This window comes from Aquimarina algicola (assembly GCF_006443095.1).
Taxonomy (GTDB): Bacteria; Bacteroidota; Bacteroidia; order Flavobacteriales; family Flavobacteriaceae; genus Aquimarina; species Aquimarina algicola.
In genome coordinates this window covers 1,104,814-1,123,921 of sequence record NZ_VFWZ01000002.1, presented here as the reverse complement: position 1 = coordinate 1,123,921, position 19,108 = coordinate 1,104,814, and the positions used below count along the sequence as shown (strand labels likewise).

Here is a 19,108-nt window from a genome sequence, read left to right as displayed (position 1 = left end):
TTACTTTATCAGTATTTTTAGGGTCTAAAATCAGTTCTTATCTTTTTAAGATTACAAATTTAATTAAATAATTCGCATTTATGTTTACCGGAATCATCGAAGAATTAGGAAAAGTTACTTCTTTACAGACAGATAAAGAAAATCTGCATATTACTGTACAAGCGAATTTTTGCTCAGAATTAAAGATTGATCAGAGCGTAGCGCATAATGGAGTATGCTTGACTGTAGTATCAATTGAAGGTAATACGTATACAGTTACAGCGATCAAAGAAACATTAGATAAAACAAATCTAATGCATTTGCAAGAAGGAAATATTGTAAATCTAGAGCGAGGTATGAAATTGGGAGATCGGCTTGACGGTCATATCGTGCAAGGTCATGTAGATCAAATAGCAACTTGTATTGCGATCAAAGAAGCTGATGGTAGTTGGTATTTTACTTTTGAATATGATAAAAGCCTTAGTAATATTACTATAGAAAAGGGGTCAATTACAGTAAATGGAGTAAGTCTTACAGTGGTGGATTCTAAGATAGATCAATTTAGTGTAGCGATTATTCCTTTTACTTACCAGCATACCAATTTTAATACATTTAAAGTTGGAACTGTAGTAAATCTAGAATTTGATGTAATTGGTAAATATGTAAAGAGAATTACAGAAATTGAATAAAAAAGAAGAAGTAGAATAGTGGTTTACACTAATTCTACTTCATTAAATTTAAAAAGTGAAACTTTATTTCTTCCTATTTTTAAGAGTACTCCTCCTAAATCACTCAAATTAGAGCAGGCTTCAAAATCCAATACTCTACCAAAATACTGGCTTTTTGTATCAATTACTTTGTACTGCATAATTCTTCAATTTGATTTATTTTCCCATTAATGTATTGTGAGTGTTCTTTCCCCAAAAAACATACCACAATTATCAAATTCATGATGTAAAAGTAATATTCATATTCTTTGCACGGAAATAATTTTATTATCTTTTATCAACAAGAAAGTAATACTAAAAGATCGCGCTGAGCACGCTAAACGCAAAAACCATTGTCCATAGTACAGTTCTCAACCAATTGATTTTGATTAACTTATTAACAATAATGTTATTTTTGTTCTTATTTTGAGCAATCTTATTATGAAGAGGAACAGCCTGCAAGAAAGTAGCGCTCCATATCAATACAATTAGTACCCATATGATTAAGACATAGACATCAATATGAAGAAAAAGCTGAATTGAATAAAGTGCTAATTGACCTAGCATAAGTGGCATAACAATTATCGTAATGAATGTTGTGTATTTTGAATGCCAAATCAATAATTGATCTTGGGTATAATATGCGAATCCAGGATATATAATGAGTTGTACAATCCAGATTAATACGAGAAGTCCAAAATCCAATAATAGTCTTGTCACTAAAAGTATCTCACTCATGATATTTTTAATTTTAAACCTCCTGAATACCAAGCCCAAATAAGAAATAAGGGGTGTATCAATAATAACCTAACCCATGCTACCCATGGTTGTGTACACAAACCACCTTCTATACAAGAACCTATTTGTATAAAATAAATATGTGAAGGAATAAACCCTACTAGCATTATAATGATTCCTATCGACGCAATTTTTCTGGTTTTGTGAATACAAAATAATATTGCCAGAATGATTTCTAATAATCCACTTATCCAATTAATTTGTCTGGGATAAAAGAGATAATTAGGAATTAGATCTAAATAAAATTCTGGGTGTAAAAAATGATTAATCCCTGCAATACAATAAAAACATGCTTGGCTGTATATCAAAAACTTAATCATTAAGTTTCCACTTGTATTCTTTGTGTACTTTATATATAATTATAGAAAATGGAATCCACCAAATGAAATCATTGGTGATCATCGTATACGCGAACTCGATTGGGATATTATCTTGTAAATAATTAATAATAAAACCAATCGGGCCAAAAAGTTTTCCTAAAAAACCTACAACGACAATAGGCCAATGACGCATAGGATTATAAGAAGCCCACCAATATCCAAGTCCATATACGCCAATAACCATCCCCATGCCTTGCCAGATCACAGGATAATTAATAGGTTCCATCTGGGTGATTTCAAAAAAATGATTTGGAAATAAAACCACCCATGCTCCCCAAAGCAAATTATAGATAGCGGCTAGTTGTAGCGTAATTTTCATTTACTGGTTGATGTAGTTTTGTAATTCTGCAATTTTGTCTGAAGTATTAAAAGCGCCTCCGTAATATGCAGTTACTGTTGCAGATGTATCATCCTTTATTCCTCTTGATGCTACACATAAATGTTTTGCATCTATAATTACAGCAATATCTTTTGTGCCAAGTATTTGTTCTAGTTCTTTTGCGATTTGATTGGTAAGACGTTCTTGTACTTGAGGTCTCTTTGCATAATACTGAACAATTCTATTTAATTTTGATAATCCTATCACTTTTCCGTTAGAAATATAGGCAACATGTGCTTTTCCGATAATAGGTACAAAATGATGTTCACAATTTGAATAAAAAGAAATATTCTTTTCTACCAACATGTGATTGTATTGATATTTGTTCTCAAAAAGTGCAACTTTTGGTTTATTATCAGGATTAAGACCTGAGAAAATCTCATCGATATACATTTTGGCTACTCGATCAGGTGTGCCTTGTAAAGAGTCATCGGTACGATCTAAGCCCATTACATCCATGATTTGTCCAAAAAGGTCTGCAATTTTTTCTTTCTTTTCTTGATCAGATAGATAAAAAGCATCTTCTCGCATTGGGGTTTCTAGGCCTGTAAAAAGGTGATCGTTTCCTATCTCTTCGGGAGAGAATCCGTTGAGCTTATATCCGTTGGTTTTTGTTTTTTCTTTTAACATAGATCTTATTTTCATAATCTTAATTTGCTATGTAGTCGTAATATTACGACGTAAAATTTCTAAGGAAATGTTAACACATCAATTTAACTGATATGTATTCCGACAGAAATAAAATGGCAAATAAATAATTTTGTTTAACAATTTTAATTTCAAAGTTAAACAAAACAAATATACTAATACTTAAGTTTTTATTAAAATTTAGTGAATAATTGAACTTAAGGTGCTAAGTTTTTTGATTTTTTCTACTGTAAAAATAATGGAATATTTCCAAATTTTGTATTTTTGTATTGGAATATTTCCAAAAAATTCAGACTTTAAAAGTATGAATGATTTTTTAAAAAATAACTTAACCTTTAATAGTTCTGGCATATGTTTTGTTAAAATGATAAAACCAAAAGCCTGCTAATATGAATATAAGAATACGTAATGCAAAAGGATATTATGTTATGAGCGGTATTAATTATGAAATACAAAACAGGAAATTACAATCATACAAGCATACTTTTGACTATAGCTTTTGTAAGAGAAAGTATAATGAATATGCTAATATGAAACTTGATAAGTTCAAGAAATGTCTTAAAGACCCTCAAAAACTTGGAGAGATCGGTCACTTATGTTGTTTTATTATGTGGGTCAAAAACAAAGAGAGGCATGAGTATAGGGATAGCCTTGGAGATTATGGGTTGATACACTTACTTTTTCATTGTTTAGAAACAGAGCATCATGCAGATATACATGCAGAATATATACATATGCTTTTTAAAGAAGATATCAAATTGGTGTAATAAATAGCTAATACTCCTTTGATTTTACTCGATAATTGAGATTTAGATGCTCTGAGGTTCTTTATTGAAAAAGATAAAATTAAGGAATGATACAGATAATACGTTAGACAATGTTAATACTGTATTTGATGATAAGAGTAAAGCTTTATTCTTTGATGTTGTGTTTGTTAAGAAATTCATCGAGTTCTTTTATAGAAGGGTTTTTTATAAAATCATCTCCATAAGTTATGGTAGGAAATTTAAGTTTCCCATCGTATAAAGAACGAATTGTTTCTTCTGCTTTTTTGTCTGTTTCAACATTAAAATCTTCAAAAGATACCCAAATGGATTGTAAGTAGTTTCTTAAGTTAGAAGATTTTAAGCACCAGTCTGCTCCATATAATTTTAACTCAGGCATTTTTTTTAGGTTTAAAAGGTTTTGAAAGTACAGGATGAATCTTTTCGGCATTGATAACAATAAATGGTGTTATAGACATCAATAAAATTGAAACTGCTAAGAAAATCTGATAATTTTTTGGACTAATTAATTCGTATTCTAAACCACTTTGTGCCAAGACAAAAGAAAATTCTCCAATTTGAGCAATAGAAAACCCTACAGCTAGTGCCGTTTTCCATTCTAGTTTCATAGTTTTTACAGCCAATACACCTGCGACAGCTTTCACAAAAAGAGTAAAGAAAAACCAAAATATGATTAATAATGTATCTGTAATAAAAATTTTATAATCTAATAACATTCCCATAGAGATAAAGAAAAAACTCATAAAGACATACCGAAAAGGTAAAAAACAAGAAATGGCTATTCTATTATAATCAGTTTCTGCAATAATGAGTCCGGCAATAAAAGCTCCTAGAGCTAATGATAATCCCAATTTTTCAGTCAGTAATGCAATGGCAGTAACAATAAATACGGCAGCAATCAAAAATACTTCTTGGCTTTGCACCTTCATTACAATTTTTAGAAAATAAGGAATGATAAAGCGAGCAAGTAAATAAGCAATACCTCCCATTACAATTAATTTACCCAATAGCCATAGTAATGTTATTCCTACGCTACCTTCTACACCAGCTAGTAAAGGGGTAAAAAGCATAAAAGGAACGATCATAATATCTTGAAAAAGAAGTATTGCAAGAATAAATTTGCCATGAGGGGTATTAATCTTATTACTATCCTGTAATGTTTTGACTACAATAGCCGTACTACTCAAAGCGTATAAAAATCCCCAAAAAATACTTTCTTGTAGCGATGGCTGCATAATAATTCCTATTAAAAAAGCAGCTAAACCAATTGTAAAAAATACCTGAAATGATCCACCTATAAGAACATAGTCTTTGATCCGTTTTAAATTACTAAAAGAAAATTCTAGACCTACTGTAAATAGCAATAAAATTACACCTATTTCTGCATATATTTCGACTTCTGCCATCTCGGCAAAGTAATCAGAGGTATTTGGGCTTAATAATACTCCGGTAATTAAATACCCAATAATATGCCTTATTTTTAGAAGCTTGCAAATAATGATTACGCCCGTAGCCATGCCAAAAATAGCACAAATATTGATGAGAATGTGATGTTGCATAATACCTGTTTTTGTAGAAGATATTAACACTGAATTTTTTATAAAGATATGCCTTAAGAAATGTATTTCTAATTTTTTCTGTTTTAAAGTTTGCTTCTAGTATTAAATTGAGTGTATCAGATCCAGAATTTTAATTTCTTTTTTGAAATCGTAATTGAGAATAGGCTTTAAAGAGATATACTTTCATAAGAAAAGGGCTAAAAAGCATTCAATAACTTTTTTAGCCCCTTTACACAAAACTAATAATACACAATATTAATCCTCCAAAGGACAAGCAGAAGGGTCTTCTTCGCAGATAGCATCGACCCACCATTTGAAACCGTAATAAAATGTTTGGTTAAACCATTTGATCATTTTATTAAAGTCAACTTCTTTAAAAAGTTTATCATAATTTATTGGTTTACCTTCTTGTAATGCATAGTCAAAGAATCTCACCTCAGAATCGCTGTTGAGTTCGATCACTAATTTTAACGGTTGATCCATCACTGTTTGAGTGGCTGTCAACGGACTTGGGAATTTCCAGTTTTTATTAGAAGAACTACAAGCACCAATAGGCCCGGCAAATCGAATTCCGCCTAGATAGTCATCGTGATAAGGATTACCAGGGGCAGAACTCATATATTCATCTTCTTCCATAGAATTATAAGGATGATCAAATACCACCTGACCGCCATTATCAAACCAGGCAAATCTATGGGCTTTTCTCACCTCAATGCCGCAGAAGTTATTAGGAAATATAATTTTATCCTCATATTGAGGCAAATATGATAAGAAACTTTTTGGAATTGTGATGGTTGGTTTACTATCTATCATATTCGTGAAATCTACAATAAGATAGTAGCTATTCATTCCCGATATATTTACATGATCAGGTATTTTAGGGAAATCTTCTGGAGAAATTTCTCCACCAGAACCACCATTATTATCCCCACCTACAACTACATCTTCTTGATCCATCATAAAGTCGAATTGATCTTTACCCATAGCATTTTTTACTCTTAATCTAAAAGAGGTTTTTACATTGGTATTCCAGGAATATGTATACACTTTTGTTGTATTTGCTGGAACTTCGAAACCTGCAAACTCTCCTTGTTCTACATTTTTCATTGATTTCCACTTTCCATTAGACAGATACTCAAAATATAATTCTGGTCCTACATAACTGCTACAAGGAGGGCTTTGACAAATACTACCGGTAGTACTATTAGGAAAATAATGATCATTACTACTATTTTGAATAGCTCTACTACAGATTTTTCCTTTCCATTTTTTGATGTTGTTCATTACAGCATGAAGTCTGTATTTTGGTCCTTTATTACATGCAGAAGGCGTTAAACTTGCACAATCATTTACAAAACCATTGTAGTTATTAGGAGTTTTATCAAGTGCTACAAATTCTGGTTCTCCCAGAAAACCTCCTGCAATAGAACTTGTAAAATTACTGTTTTTGCAAGCCACTACTGCTCTTATCGGTGTAATTTCAATTCGATTAGGAAAAGTCAATACCGTTTCTCTTGCCCATCCTTGTTCTTTTGTAATACTCTTTTTTGAGAGATTTGTCTTAAGAAATTCAGGAACATTTGCTCCCGGTTTGGATAATGCCCAGAATATTTCTTCTGTAGAAAGTTCCTTACCGTTCATTTCTGTGATATTATTTAACACAGAACAGTCTTCGCAAGTACTTTCTTCTAGAATAAAAGTACCTTTTAGTTCTCCATCATCGATTTGTTGAAACCTTATACTATTACCATTATCTAATAGTATTTTTGTCTCCTGATTAGAAATTTCATTGATTTCTGCTATATTTTCAGTATCGATTATAGCTTCATTTTTGTCACATGAAACCATAAAACATATTACTAGAAAAAAAATATAATTGATTTTTAATTTGAACATGATTGTGTGTTTTATAAAATTATGAATTGCCAGTTGTATTTAATCAATTGCTATAAAAACATAGAAAGGTATCATGCAAGACAATGTAAAGAAGCCCGGAAAGTAAATGAAGGTTTGTATTTCCAATCTACGTTATCATGCTTTTTAAGTTTCCCCCTTTCTTAACTAACAATATCAAAACATTACTAATGATTAAAAGTTTACTTTCCGGGCTGTAGTTTTATGAAATTTGTTGTGATGTTATGATTCTCCTGCAGATTGTTTATCCATCATAAAATCAAATTGGTCTTTACCCATAGCATATTTTACCCGAAGACGAAAAGAAGTATTACTACTTGTTCTCCATGAATACGTATATACCTTTGTGCTGTTGGCAGGTACTTCAAATCCTGCGGGAGCACCCCCAAAAGTATTTTTCATGGTTTTCCATACTCCATTAGATTTATATTCGAAGTATAATTCTGGGCCTACATAGGTCTCGCAAGGTACTGATGAGTCACAAAAATATTTCATGTAATGATTATTACTTGAATTTTGTACCGCTTTACTACAGATTTTTCCTTTCCATCTTTTGATGTTAGAGAATGTAGCTGTATATCTATATCTCGGACCTTTCTCGCAACCCCAAACACCTAAATCTGCGCAGTCATTTATAAAAGAATTATAATTATCAGGAGTTTTATCTAATCGGATAAACTCTGGTGTTCCTATAAATCCATACGCGATAGAGCTTGTGAACGAGTTATTATTACAAGCTACTGTTGCTGCTTGATAAACTGCCGGAGATAGATTTTTGATTGCATTTCTCCCCCAACCTTGTGCTTGAATATTTGAAGCTTTTTGTTTTGGTATTTCCAAAAATTCTGGAATTGCGGTTCCTGGTTCTGATAGTGCCCAAAAGATTTCCTGTTCGGATAATTCTTTTTCTACCAAATTAGAGATTGCATTTAGCGGTGAGCATTCTCCGCAATCTGTTTCCTCCATCAAGAAAACACCTTGTAGATCTCCATCATTTACTTTATAGAAAGAAATCTGAGTACCGTCTTTCATAGTAATTTTTGCTTGGTTTTTTGAGTTTTCCAGGAGTTCTTCATTAGTATTGAACTCTTGAGATTCTACTTCGGTTTTTTCACAAGAAGTGATGAATACCAAAGCTAGACATGATAACATGATGATTTTTAGATTTTTCATAATTTGTTTGGTCTTAATGAGTTTTACGTACTCTATTACTGGCTTTTCAGTTTCCGCCAAACCACATCTTTTGTGGCAATTTTAATAGATGATCAGTCTATGTAAACAATTGTTTATTTGCTAAGAGGAGTATATTGTTTGTAAAAGGTTACCCACAAAATCGAAAAAAATTAGAAATACTTAAAAAAAATCACTTGGGCAGTGATACGTGTTGAAAATAATATCCGGAAACTATATGATAACGCTTATTGAATATTGTTTTAAACTGTGATTAATGTTTTAGTTTTTTGTTGTAGTAAATGAACGTAATAACAATTAATATAATACATATTATGGTCAATCCAGTCCATATTGAAAAGGAAGGAGATGGTGGTATCGGAGCATTATCACCAATTAATACGAGAGGCGCCCAGTAGAAAGGAGATTTTTCACTACCCTCATGATTTTTGATATAATCGAGTTTTGCATTTCTAAGCGCTGCAGATTTAGTGAGCCCTTTACTTAGGTTTTTATAAAAATTGATCAAGAGCTCTTGATTGGCTTTATCATTGGTAGACCATAATGAAGAGACGACACTTTTGGTTCCCGAATGGAAGAAACCTCTTGCTAAACTCATTACTCCTTCGCCTTCTTGAAGTTCTCCCAAAGATGTTTTACAAGCACTTAAGACAACGAGATCAGACTGGTTTTTGGTAGCATAAATCTCATTCAGAGAGACTTTTTGGTTTGCAAAAGCAATCCAAGGGTTTGATGTTTCACCAATATCTGCATGGGTAGAAAGGTGAATAATTTTGTAATTATTGATGGTGTCAAGAAAGTTCGTTTTAGAAGCGTGTTTATGTATCAATAGATCGCCCGAATATATTTTTTTGATTGTTTCAATCTCATTTTTACTCAGTGAGAGATTACTCAAACCACTATTCTTAAAAGTAATGGGTGCAAAACCAACAAATTCTTTTTTTGGATTTCGTTTCATATGGCGATTGCGATCCAGATATGACATAGAATACACGTATTTTATTTCTACATCCTTTATAAAATAATGAAGCTTTTGTGGATGGGTTGACAAGGCTTCAAAAGGCAATTGCTGTAGGATATGATCAGGGACAATGGTGAGTTTTTTATCTTGTATTAAATTATATACGTTTTGAGGAATCAATTGAGAAAAAATAAAATGTGTATTTCTTTGAAAAACTGATAAATCATCTCTAGTCATGAAGGGTTGAGCCATTTGTTGATGTGCATTTATAACATTACTACACAATTGCTTTGTATTGTTTATCTTAAAGAAAATGGTTTGTAATGGCGTATGCAAAATTCCAAATCCTTTCTCTTTGTTAAGAATGTATTGCAGCACAACTTCATTATCGGCGATATATTTTTCTTTAAAAAATGTATAAGGGATAATCGTTGGTTTCTTTTTGATTTCAGCATAATTTGGATATGCTTTGGCTAGAGAGTCTACAAATTTCTCATGAGCCTGTTTATGATTATAAATTTTATTTTTGAGTATTGTAATAGAATCCTTTGAGAACGTATTAGTATTTTGAAGATTATTTTCTGAAAGATAAATTTTACGTTTTAAATCAAATTCTCGTTTGGCAATATGGTCAGGTAATTTTGCATTTTTTTTAGCTTGCTCATGGGTAATGTCTTCCAAAAGTAAAATGGCTTTATTTTTTTCTATAAAATAATATGCTTTTTTGGGTTTCTCTAAAAGATAACATACCTCAACAGCGTTCATGTAGAGCACTGCTCCTTTTTCTCTCCAATATAATTTTGATTTGTATTCGGTACTTTCAAAACGAATTAAATCTGCCAAATGATCTGCTAATATAAAAGTTTGAAGTGCTTTTTCAAGATGATTTTTATTGAGATCATGACGATAATAGGTAACCCAACCATTGGCCTTACTGATAAGATGACCCAGCAAACGATCTTTGTCTGCAATTACTTCTAACTCTTCTTTACTGACCAAATCAGTATATAAAGTTTCTCTTTTTTTTTGTAAAATAATATCAATTGCTTTTTGATACGAGGATAACCCTTCTTTGTATTTCTTTTTTTTGATATAATAATCCCCTAAGTTTTCATAAGGAGAACTATAATTGGGATTGTATGCAATTGATTTTTGTATGTTTTCTATAGCTTCTGCAAACTTGTCTAATTTAAGCTGTGAGAGTCCTAAGCTATTATAAACTTTTGCAATATTGACAGAATCTTTCTCAGATAAACTAACTAATGCTTTTTTAAAAAATGAAATTCCTTTTTGAAATTCATTGTTTTTAATGTGAAAATTTCCTCTCATTAAAGAAATACTAGTCTTTCTTAAATTATCTTGGATACCTGTATTTTTTAAAATTGAATCTGCTTTATTTAAGTCAGCATTAATTTGTTCAGGAAATTCTAGGTATCCTATTGAGGTATAGGTTGAAGAACGGTTGATATAGGTACGCAAGAGGAGTTTACTATTCAATGTATCTTTTTGACAAAAAGCAATTACTTTATCGAAGTAACGTAAGGCTTTATAAAAATCTCCAATTTTTGTATAGGCATTGCCCAGCATTCTATTGGCATCCATTGTTTTGGTATCTGTATGCTCAAGGTCTACCAGATCAGAAAATGCTTTAATAGCTTCAAAATAGTTTTCTTTTAGATAATTAAAATAACCAATATTGAAGAGTGTATTTTTTAAATCCTTAGTATTACGATCACTTAGATTCTCTCGTATTTTTAAAGCTTTTTTTGCATATTCAATAGCTTGTTCAGAAAAACTATTATTTCCTGCTTTTCTCCACTGTACACCATAGCACCATCTTAGACTATAATCATGATAACAATCTGCCAAGACTTTGAGTGGTATTTTATCTTTTTCAATCAAAAAAAAAGAATCTAATTGTTGTTGTCGAACTTCTATAGAGGCATTTGAAGCTATAATACTACGTAGTTTTTCTTGCTGCTGCCCATAGAAAGACTGAGCATGAAATAGGAGTAGGCTTAAAACAAGAATTGATTTGCAGATCATTATATAAAAATAATGATTTTTACAGAAGCAAAAGACAGGTAAATACCCCCTTTTACCTGTCTTTTAATTTCTGCTTTAGCTAATATTTAGTGCAAACTAAATTGATAGTTCTTATTCTTTTTCTATTTTTTCTTCGTTCAGGATTACTTTTCCTTCTCTTGTATTCTTTTTCATTTCTTCAGAAAAATAAGCAGTGTCCAACAAATATTTTCGTACTCTATAGGGAGAAGTAAAATTCTTGAAAAGCTCTGCAGCTCTGGCAGAAACAAATGCGCTAGAAAATGAAGTTCCTTGAGCATCAACAATGTCATTTTCTTTATTAGGTATAGATATTTGATATGCAAAAGGAGCTACCATATCGATACTAATACTTCCGTAATTTGAAATTTCTGATAATTCTATCCCTTTACTTATATTTCCCACCGGATCCAGATAAACAGCTTCGGTAGGTTGAAAACCTGCAACAGTCAATAAATTTCTTACTTCATATCCAGATGGAAAATGCGGTATTCTACTATCGGTGTCAATACCCTGATTTCCTGCTGAAGCTACAAAAACTGTAGTTTTTCTAGCTTCGTAAATTAAACTTTGCATAATGTCTTGCTTTGCTACTCCATACCAACCAAAACTCATATTAACCACATCTACCGCTGGTCGTTTATTAACCACATAATTGGTAGCGCAAACAAGATTCCAATATGAACTATTTCCGGCTTTATCGAATGCTTTGACAGGTAATATTCTATGATTTATACTGTGGGCATCCAAAGTTGAGGTGATTAATTTTGTAACCAAAGTTCCATGACCATGATCATCACGTATGTTTGAGCTTTTATTTACAAAATCCCATCCCGAAATCTCTGATCTACAATCAACTTGATCCGGATTGTAATATAAAAATGGATCTTCAAAATAATCATAAGCAACACCGGTATCAATAACAGCAATATTTACTGCATTAGAATGTAGCGGTGCGAGTTTGTCTTGAATTAAAGCAGTTTCCTGTAATGGTAAAGCATCATTATCATCCAACTTGAAGAAAAATTGATGATCACCTTCTAGATCTGCTTCTGCATCTATATTATCAACTGCTTCTTCTACATCTATAGAATCTTTGTTGATCGTCCATAATTCTAGATCGTCATCTCCACAGGAACATCTGGTAGAGTCTAGTACAAAGAACCTGTCTCGTAAGGCTCTTTTTTGTGATGGAGTATGATAGGTTTTGTATCGAATGATTACCTGGTTTTTTGAAATTACCGGCAAAGGTATAGCACTACTTTTGGTATTATTGTCTATCTGTACTGTTTGAGCAGAAGTGATAATTGCATCATCATCTACGGCACATGCCTGCAATAGGGTGCATAAAATTCCGATGATAAATAAATAGATTGTTTTCATAATTATTAGTTTAATTTATAACGAGTTTTGGGGGATACCCCCTTGTTTTTCCCTTATTTGTTTTAAAATTATTTATCTAAATTTGTGTATCTCTGCATTAGGATACATAAATGGCATTTATGTTACCCCAAAAAGCAAACTTTTTTATTCATCTAGCGTACTTTTTTCAAAAATGACTCAAAAAGAACATGATGATTACCTTTTACAAAGCCTAATATCGGGCAATGATGCAGGTATTCTTGAAATATATAAAGTTATATATCCCAAAGTGAAACGGTATGTGATCCGACATGATGGTACAGAAGACGATGCTAAAGATGTATTACAAAAAGCATTATTACAATTAGCAACTAGAGCACAAACCAAAACTTTTGAGATCAATTCTTCTTTTGAAGGCTATTTATTTACAACGTGTAAGAATGTTTGGAGAAGAGAAGTTAAAATTTCAAAAAACAGGGTAACAAATGATACGGTTATTGATCTTGTACATGAAGAGCGAGAAATTGCCCTTGCAGCTTTTGAGCAAGATCAGTGGGAATTGTTTCAGGAGAAACTGCAAGAGCTTTCTGAAAATTGCAGGAAAATTTTAGAATTTTTCTTTAATAAAATACCTTATGTTCAAATTGCAAAAACCTTAGGTTATGCTACAGAAAATACGGTAAGGCAAAGAATTTTTAAGTGTAAAGGTAAATTAAAAGAATCGATACAAGCTGATGCTCGTTATAACGAACTCAAAGAGCTATGAATGAATTAGAAAAAGAAATAGAGTTATATCTCGATGGGAGCATGTCTTCCGAGCAAAGGCTGGTTTTTGAGGAAAAGATGAGTAAGAATCCACAATTACAAAAAGATGTAGTTACATATACCGAAATGTATACCATATATAATGAAAATGATTGGAACCTTCAAAACACTACAAAAAATCAACAAATAACGGATTATGAATCTTTTTTGATGAGTGAGCAAGGCAATGCTGTTGCAAAGAGTATCAAAAATGCAGAAGAAATGTATTTTGAGACTCAATCAAGTTCAAAAACAAGGCAATGGCTCGTGTACATTGGCTCTATTGCTGCTATTTTCATCATTGGTTTTTTTATAGCCACCCGACTTAATACTGGTATCGACCATAATGCACTATATGCCGATTATAAAAATTGGGAAAATTTACCATCATTAACCGTAAGAGATACAAATACAATATTGGCCGAAGGAGAACAACTGTTTAGAGAACAACAGTACGAAGAGGCTTTAGCATTATTTACTAAATTTAATGCAAATGATACAACGAAACTAAATACGCAAGTTTTAATATATATGGGTGTTACCCAACTAGAACTCAGTGCGTATAATGATGCATTACAAACCTTTGAGGAACTGAAAAACACTAACACATTAGATGCTCCCAAAGCCAATTGGTTTATAGCACTTACTTACCTTAAAATGAATAGTACACAAAAAGCAAAAGACGTATTAAAAATAATCACGAACGATAGTAATAATTACAATTATAAAAAAGCAAAGTCATTGCTTAGAGCGTTGGAATAGAAAGGCTTTAAGTGTAATAAATTATGCCAGTGTTTGATCTATCTGATTCAGGATTATATTGTTTTGTAATGCTATAATTGGTAAGCTTTTTTTGTTTGCTCAACAATAGAAATTCAAATAACTCCTAAGTTTGCCCTGAAGTATTTTGGAGGGTCTTAATTTTATTGAGACAGGTAGTTTTCTATTTGCAATACTTTTTAATTAACTTTTTCTCTATTCCAAGAATCCTCCCTAGTATAGCTAATATTGAAATCCCAAATTTTTGTATGAAGTACGGAATTTTAGGAGAAAAAGCATCCATCATTTGTAACCCGATAGCAGTATGAAAAATATTATTTGGTAATCCTTTTGCATTGGTTTTTCCGTCTTCTACTAACCCATACATAATCTGCAAAGCATTCATCATCTTTTTAGGGTTTAATACTTCAACGTCAAAAATAACTTGTTTACTAGATGCATTGTAAAACCGATGATTGGTAAAATTAGTTATAGTTTGCTCATCTCCGACGATCAACGTTTTTTCTTCATTATCAATCATAACATTCAGTTCTCCTTGAATGATCTTGAACTTTTCATTGAGTTTAGTATGGTAATGCAACTCATGCTGTCCTCCATCGGGTTCTAAATATGTTCTAAATGTTAATTTGTATTCTGAATCCTCTATGATCTGTATGCGGTCTTTGAGTATAGCATTAGAAAACTCAATTTTTTTATGATACATAAGAAGTAAAGGGTTTGTTTTTTGGGTACACAATTACGGATAGCTATTGTATGCTTAGTCTTTTTCTAATTCTTTTGTGCTAATGAGTTCAAATTTTGTCAAGCCATTATCGTCAATCGTACTTTTTAAAATGTGTTGTACAGGCGAATGAAATTCTGCAGGTGTATATAAGTAATCCGTTTCAATGATTACTTCTTTGATTCCATCATTGTCAATATCTTTAAATTTTAACTTACCAAAATCAGCACCAATAGTTGGTCCAAGAATAATACTATTATCAGTTTTCAAAACAGGGGTATACGTTACATGGCGATTTGTGGCTCCCGGATAATCTCTAATCCATTTAACACCTTTATATGGGTTATTGTTAATGCATCCGGTAAAGGCAACTCCAAATAATAAGATTATTATGTTTTTAATATTATTCATATTGATAATTATCTATTTTGTTCTAAGATACATTGAAAATAGGGATAAAATAATATTAATAACGTATTAATTTTCAAGAGCATCGTATAAATAAAATTAGGAATAAGTGTTAAAAAATAGTACTGTTATCATTGTTATTTTCACTTTATCAAAGTTTTTGTACAACCTCTTTAAAAGAACCTAAAAATTCCTTCTCATTAAAATAAGATGTATAATGATAAACAAAAAGTAAACAGATAAGGTTGTCATGAAGTGTATTCTTTCAAAAGTATTACTATTGAAAAAAAAATACTTTTTTATGAAGGTGTTTTGTATGATGTCAGAAAAAGATTGATTAAAGAAAAAGATGCGAGAATGATAGATAATACATTGTCAATTTTATTTAAGACAATTATTATCGCCAAAAAACCATACTAATTAATTTTATAGTATGGTTTTTAAATTGATTTTTCGTCAAATTAATTATTCTTAGCGATACATTTAAAGCTAGATAATGTGTCCTAACGACACATTATCTGCAACCTAAAATTTGACTGGCTCCACAGAACCAACCACACCACTTACAATGACCAGTTTTGTATACACCTCCACTGCCACAGTAACAATACAAATCTTCTTTTTGATCATCTTCTCCGTCTATATCTTCATCACCAATAATCGATGTTCCTCCTTTAATAAATCTTTGCTCAGTTTTGTTTAAAGCTCTTCCTAAGTTTAATAATTTTTTGTTCATAAGTAATAATTTAAAAAATGATTAATCCCTTGATAATTGTGAGACATTCAAGGTTTATGTCCATTATTTACTCCCTTACTTAGAATGTTTAAAAACAGCGTATTACTAAATATTGATGACGCTAAATAAAAAGAAAATTTCTTAGGATTCGCACCAGAAGAAGAAGTGGTACCTTTTTTAAATCAATTTGATGATTTCTGACGATCATAATGAAGGTCAACAACCTAACTATTTAGCCGTCAAGTGCGTATCGAACAGAACCAACAATATCCTACGCGGATCATTCTACAAAAATGAATCAAATATGGAAAAAGCTGTATGATTGTACTATTAAATTAAATCAGGAGAATGTAAAATGAGAGAAGGGGTAGTTTTTTTTAAAAAATAAAAATCTCTACCCCTCTTCTCAATACTAAAATCTAGTTGCTAATTCTATCCTCTTCATCTTCTAGGCCGGATTTTCTTTGTTTTTTGGTTTTTACATCTTTATTTCCAAAAGAATGACTTACATAAAACTGCACTGTTCTGCTATCAGAACCTCCCCGACCATCGATAAAGAGGTCACCAAATTGTGTAGTTCCTCTCCACGGGATGGTATATAGAATATCGTTTCCTGTAAGTTTTACAGTCCAATTATCCCATTTCTTTTGCACTCCAATATTCAGTGCTCCCAGCGATTCGGTATTGTATGTACCTCCCCATATAGATGGGCTACTGTACCAGCCACTTACTTCAAATGAAAATCCTTTTCCCAACTTAAAAGTACTTTGTGCATATCCACCATAAGTAGTTTGATCTACAGCAATGAAAGAAGGGTCTGTGGGGTTAAATTTATTGTAAAACACATACGCACTCATATACACACTCCACCAATCCGTTATCTTTTTAGGATAAGAAACACTAAGGTTGATTACTTCTTGATCGGCTACATTACGAGTATTGATAAAGTTTCGATTTTCTCCTTCTGCTTCTGTAACCTGTGCGAAAAAATCACTGATATGTGTATAGCTTATGCTGGTAGTAAGTGTATATTTATACGTATGTGACAGTTTAAGATTATCGGTATATTGAGGTTGTAAAAAAGGGTTTCCTCTTCTAAAACTTAATTCATCTAACTGAAATTCAAATGGGTTTAATTCTTGATAATTCGGGCGTTGTATCCTTCTACTATACACTAATGCCAGCGAATGATTTTGCGAAGCCTGGTATGTAAGCCCTCCGGATGGAAACCAGTCTGTATAATTGCGTTTTACCAGTTTATTGTCATTTTGGTTTGATGTGTTGAGATCTCCTTTAGAATCTGTATTTTCCATACGTAATCCCGCTTGAATCTTCCATTTTTTGATTCCAAAATTATAGTTAATGTAAGCAGCAGTGACCATTTCGTCATATACGAAGGTATTACTACGGTTTAGGTCTAGCGTACTTACTCCATTTTCAGTGGTAAAGAAATCAAAGGTATTATCCGTTTTTACAAAAGATAGTTTAGACCCTAGGGCAAGAGTACCTTTACCTACTTTTTGTTCGTAGTCTGTTTTTGCTACATAAATATCAATGTCAATAGGGGTATCTTGAGCAGTGATATTTTCATTAAGTGGAGCTCCATCGGCAGTCACGTAAAAGTTTGGTTGATTGTTAAAGCGATCTCTTTGGTAATACCCATAATTAAGATCTATCAAAAAACTTCTTCCTGTGGTATCCTTATATCGATAATTGATATTTGTATTCAGATTTAAACTTTCATTCTCGTTACGGTTTGGTGCCAACAAGATACTATCGATTACTCTGGTGTTTCTTCTGATGATTGGCGTCCTTGAATTTGTTTCTGAAGTAGCATCTCTTAAAGAGACATTTACAGAAGCCCCAATTTTATTTTTAGAATTAACCACATAATCTGCGGCTGTACGAAGGTTATGATTGACCACATCATTTTCGGTATTCGAGCGTGAATCAAAAATATTATCTCCTTGTACGCGAAATAGATTGATAAAACGAGTAGAACGTCCTGTGAAATTGCTGTAATTAGCTGTAAAATCCCATTTTTTTGCCTTTGTTGTGATGCCTACCTGAGTAGTATTTCTAAAGAAATCTCCATATGTTAAGGTATTAGAGAAACTCCCAACAGTACCTATTCCTTTTTCTCGTTTTAACCTAATGTTAATGATACCAGCATTTCCCGCTGCATCATATTTTGAAGAAGGTTGTGTTATAATCTCGATACTCTCTATTTCATCTGCTTGCAAGGACTGTAAAAAAGCAGTAAGATCATCTCCTTGTAAAAAACTTTGTCGATCATCGATATAAATCAGGACTCCATTTTTTCCCTCTACTACAATATCATCATTATTATCGACACGAACTCCGGGAGCTTTTCGCAATACGTCCAAGCTATTATTTCCTGAAGCGGTGAGTGTTTCTGCTACATTAAAAACCGTTTTATCGGGCTTAACTTCTACAATAGGCTTTTTGGCTGTAATGGTTACCTCTTCTAGAGACTCTGTACTTTCTTTTAAGGTGATTGTATCTAGTGAAGTATTTTCCTCTGTCGTTGTAATGCTTTGGTTATAAGGTAGAAATCCAAGACTGCTAATCACAAGTGTATAGGTGTCACTCTGAATATTTGTAATAAAGAAACGTCCATTCTCGTCAGTGATACCAGCTTTAACCAATTGTTGATCTGTAGTATTAATGATCACATTGGCATAAGGTATAGGTTGATTAGATGAATCAACTACAGTACCACTAATATTTTGTGCATACAATAATTGAATGATGCTAACAGATAGGTATGTAATAATAAATAGTAATGATTTCATGATTTCTGATTTTGATTCAAAAGTGAAGACTTTTATCAGCTATTGAAAGGATTTTTAGATGAGTGGTCGGATAGACCGATAAATTGTCTTTGGACCATTCAACCTGATATAGGACC

General features: G+C 32.0%; 19 protein-coding genes. 4 read left to right on the top strand and 15 right to left on the bottom strand.

Annotation, left to right across the window (positions count from 1 at the left end; translation table 11 throughout):
- Positions 1-80: 80 nt before the first annotated feature.
- Positions 81-668 carry a riboflavin synthase gene (locus FHK87_RS09015; RefSeq protein WP_140592347.1) on the top strand — a complete coding sequence of 196 codons (588 nt, stop codon included), beginning with the start codon at positions 81-83 and terminating at the stop codon, positions 666-668.
- Between the two features lie 23 nt (positions 669-691).
- Here FHK87_RS09015 and FHK87_RS26160 read toward each other — a convergent pair whose 3' ends face one another.
- From FHK87_RS26160 to folE, 5 genes are all read right to left on the bottom strand, one after another.
- Entirely contained in the window at positions 692-847 is a 156-nt protein-coding gene (locus tag FHK87_RS26160; RefSeq protein ID WP_226294162.1) for a hypothetical protein, read from the bottom strand.
- Positions 848-1,001: 154 nt separating this feature from the next.
- A complete protein-coding gene (locus FHK87_RS09010) occupies positions 1,002-1,424 on the bottom strand; it encodes a hypothetical protein (protein WP_140592346.1) in 423 nt (140 codons plus the stop codon).
- Positions 1,421-1,804, bottom strand: coding sequence for a DoxX family protein (locus tag FHK87_RS09005; protein WP_140592345.1), 384 nt, complete (start codon positions 1,802-1,804; stop codon positions 1,421-1,423). The genes FHK87_RS09010 and FHK87_RS09005 overlap by 4 nt, the downstream gene beginning before the upstream one ends.
- The gene (locus FHK87_RS09000; RefSeq protein WP_140592344.1) at positions 1,797-2,183 is read right to left on the bottom strand and encodes an alkyl hydroperoxide reductase; all 387 of its coding nucleotides are present in this window, start codon (positions 2,181-2,183) and stop codon (positions 1,797-1,799) included. Before FHK87_RS09000 ends, FHK87_RS09005 begins: the two co-directional genes overlap by 8 nt.
- Positions 2,184-2,873: a GTP cyclohydrolase I FolE gene (gene folE, locus FHK87_RS08995; protein ID WP_394344917.1), complete on the bottom strand. Its 690-nt coding sequence runs from the start codon at positions 2,871-2,873 to the stop codon at positions 2,184-2,186.
- A 407-nt stretch (positions 2,874-3,280) separates the two neighbouring features.
- Here folE and FHK87_RS08990 point away from each other — a divergent pair, with 407 nt between their 5' ends.
- On the top strand, positions 3,281-3,658 hold the full coding sequence (locus tag FHK87_RS08990) for a hypothetical protein (protein ID WP_140592342.1): 378 nt from the start codon (positions 3,281-3,283) through the stop codon (positions 3,656-3,658).
- Between the two features lie 145 nt (positions 3,659-3,803).
- On the opposite strand, the gene FHK87_RS08985 is transcribed toward FHK87_RS08990, so the two are convergent.
- From FHK87_RS08985 to FHK87_RS08960, 6 genes are all read right to left on the bottom strand, one after another.
- On the bottom strand, positions 3,804-4,055 hold the full coding sequence (locus tag FHK87_RS08985; RefSeq protein WP_226294161.1) for a glutaredoxin domain-containing protein: 252 nt from the start codon (positions 4,053-4,055) through the stop codon (positions 3,804-3,806).
- The gene (locus FHK87_RS08980) at positions 4,048-5,235 is read right to left on the bottom strand and encodes a cation:proton antiporter (RefSeq protein WP_140592340.1); all 1,188 of its coding nucleotides are present in this window, start codon (positions 5,233-5,235) and stop codon (positions 4,048-4,050) included. Before FHK87_RS08980 ends, FHK87_RS08985 begins: the two co-directional genes overlap by 8 nt.
- Before the next feature lie 255 nt (positions 5,236-5,490).
- Positions 5,491-7,131, bottom strand: coding sequence for a hypothetical protein (locus FHK87_RS08975; RefSeq protein ID WP_140592339.1), 1,641 nt, complete (start codon positions 7,129-7,131; stop codon positions 5,491-5,493).
- 240 nt (positions 7,132-7,371) lie between these two features.
- Complete coding sequence (locus tag FHK87_RS08970) at positions 7,372-8,322, bottom strand: hypothetical protein (RefSeq protein ID WP_140592338.1); 951 nt, start codon at positions 8,320-8,322, stop codon at positions 7,372-7,374.
- Between the two features lie 271 nt (positions 8,323-8,593).
- Positions 8,594-11,347 carry a CHAT domain-containing protein gene (locus tag FHK87_RS08965; protein WP_140592337.1) on the bottom strand — a complete coding sequence of 918 codons (2,754 nt, stop codon included), beginning with the start codon at positions 11,345-11,347 and terminating at the stop codon, positions 8,594-8,596.
- 111 nt (positions 11,348-11,458) lie between these two features.
- On the bottom strand, positions 11,459-12,748 hold the full coding sequence (locus FHK87_RS08960; protein WP_140592336.1) for a S8 family peptidase: 1,290 nt from the start codon (positions 12,746-12,748) through the stop codon (positions 11,459-11,461).
- A gap of 172 nt (positions 12,749-12,920) precedes the next feature.
- Between FHK87_RS08960 and FHK87_RS08955 the strand changes: the two genes are divergently transcribed.
- The gene (locus FHK87_RS08955; protein ID WP_140592335.1) at positions 12,921-13,493 is read left to right on the top strand and encodes an RNA polymerase sigma factor; all 573 of its coding nucleotides are present in this window, start codon (positions 12,921-12,923) and stop codon (positions 13,491-13,493) included.
- Complete coding sequence (locus FHK87_RS08950; RefSeq protein WP_140592334.1) at positions 13,490-14,293, top strand: tetratricopeptide repeat protein; 804 nt, start codon at positions 13,490-13,492, stop codon at positions 14,291-14,293. The genes FHK87_RS08955 and FHK87_RS08950 overlap by 4 nt, the downstream gene beginning before the upstream one ends.
- 181 nt (positions 14,294-14,474) lie before the next feature.
- Here FHK87_RS08950 and FHK87_RS08945 read toward each other — a convergent pair whose 3' ends face one another.
- The 4 genes from FHK87_RS08945 to FHK87_RS08930 all read right to left on the bottom strand — a co-directional run bounded on the left by FHK87_RS08945 (position 14,475) and on the right by FHK87_RS08930 (position 18,992).
- Positions 14,475-15,014: a cupin domain-containing protein gene (locus FHK87_RS08945; RefSeq protein ID WP_140592333.1), complete on the bottom strand. Its 540-nt coding sequence runs from the start codon at positions 15,012-15,014 to the stop codon at positions 14,475-14,477.
- 54 nt (positions 15,015-15,068) lie between these two features.
- The gene (locus FHK87_RS08940) at positions 15,069-15,443 is read right to left on the bottom strand and encodes a hypothetical protein (RefSeq protein WP_140592332.1); all 375 of its coding nucleotides are present in this window, start codon (positions 15,441-15,443) and stop codon (positions 15,069-15,071) included.
- Between the two features lie 511 nt (positions 15,444-15,954).
- On the bottom strand, positions 15,955-16,176 hold the full coding sequence (locus FHK87_RS08935; protein ID WP_140592331.1) for a hypothetical protein: 222 nt from the start codon (positions 16,174-16,176) through the stop codon (positions 15,955-15,957).
- Positions 16,177-16,595: 419 nt separating this feature from the next.
- Entirely contained in the window at positions 16,596-18,992 is a 2,397-nt protein-coding gene (locus FHK87_RS08930; protein ID WP_140592330.1) for an outer membrane beta-barrel family protein, read from the bottom strand.
- Positions 18,993-19,108: the final 116 nt, after the last annotated feature.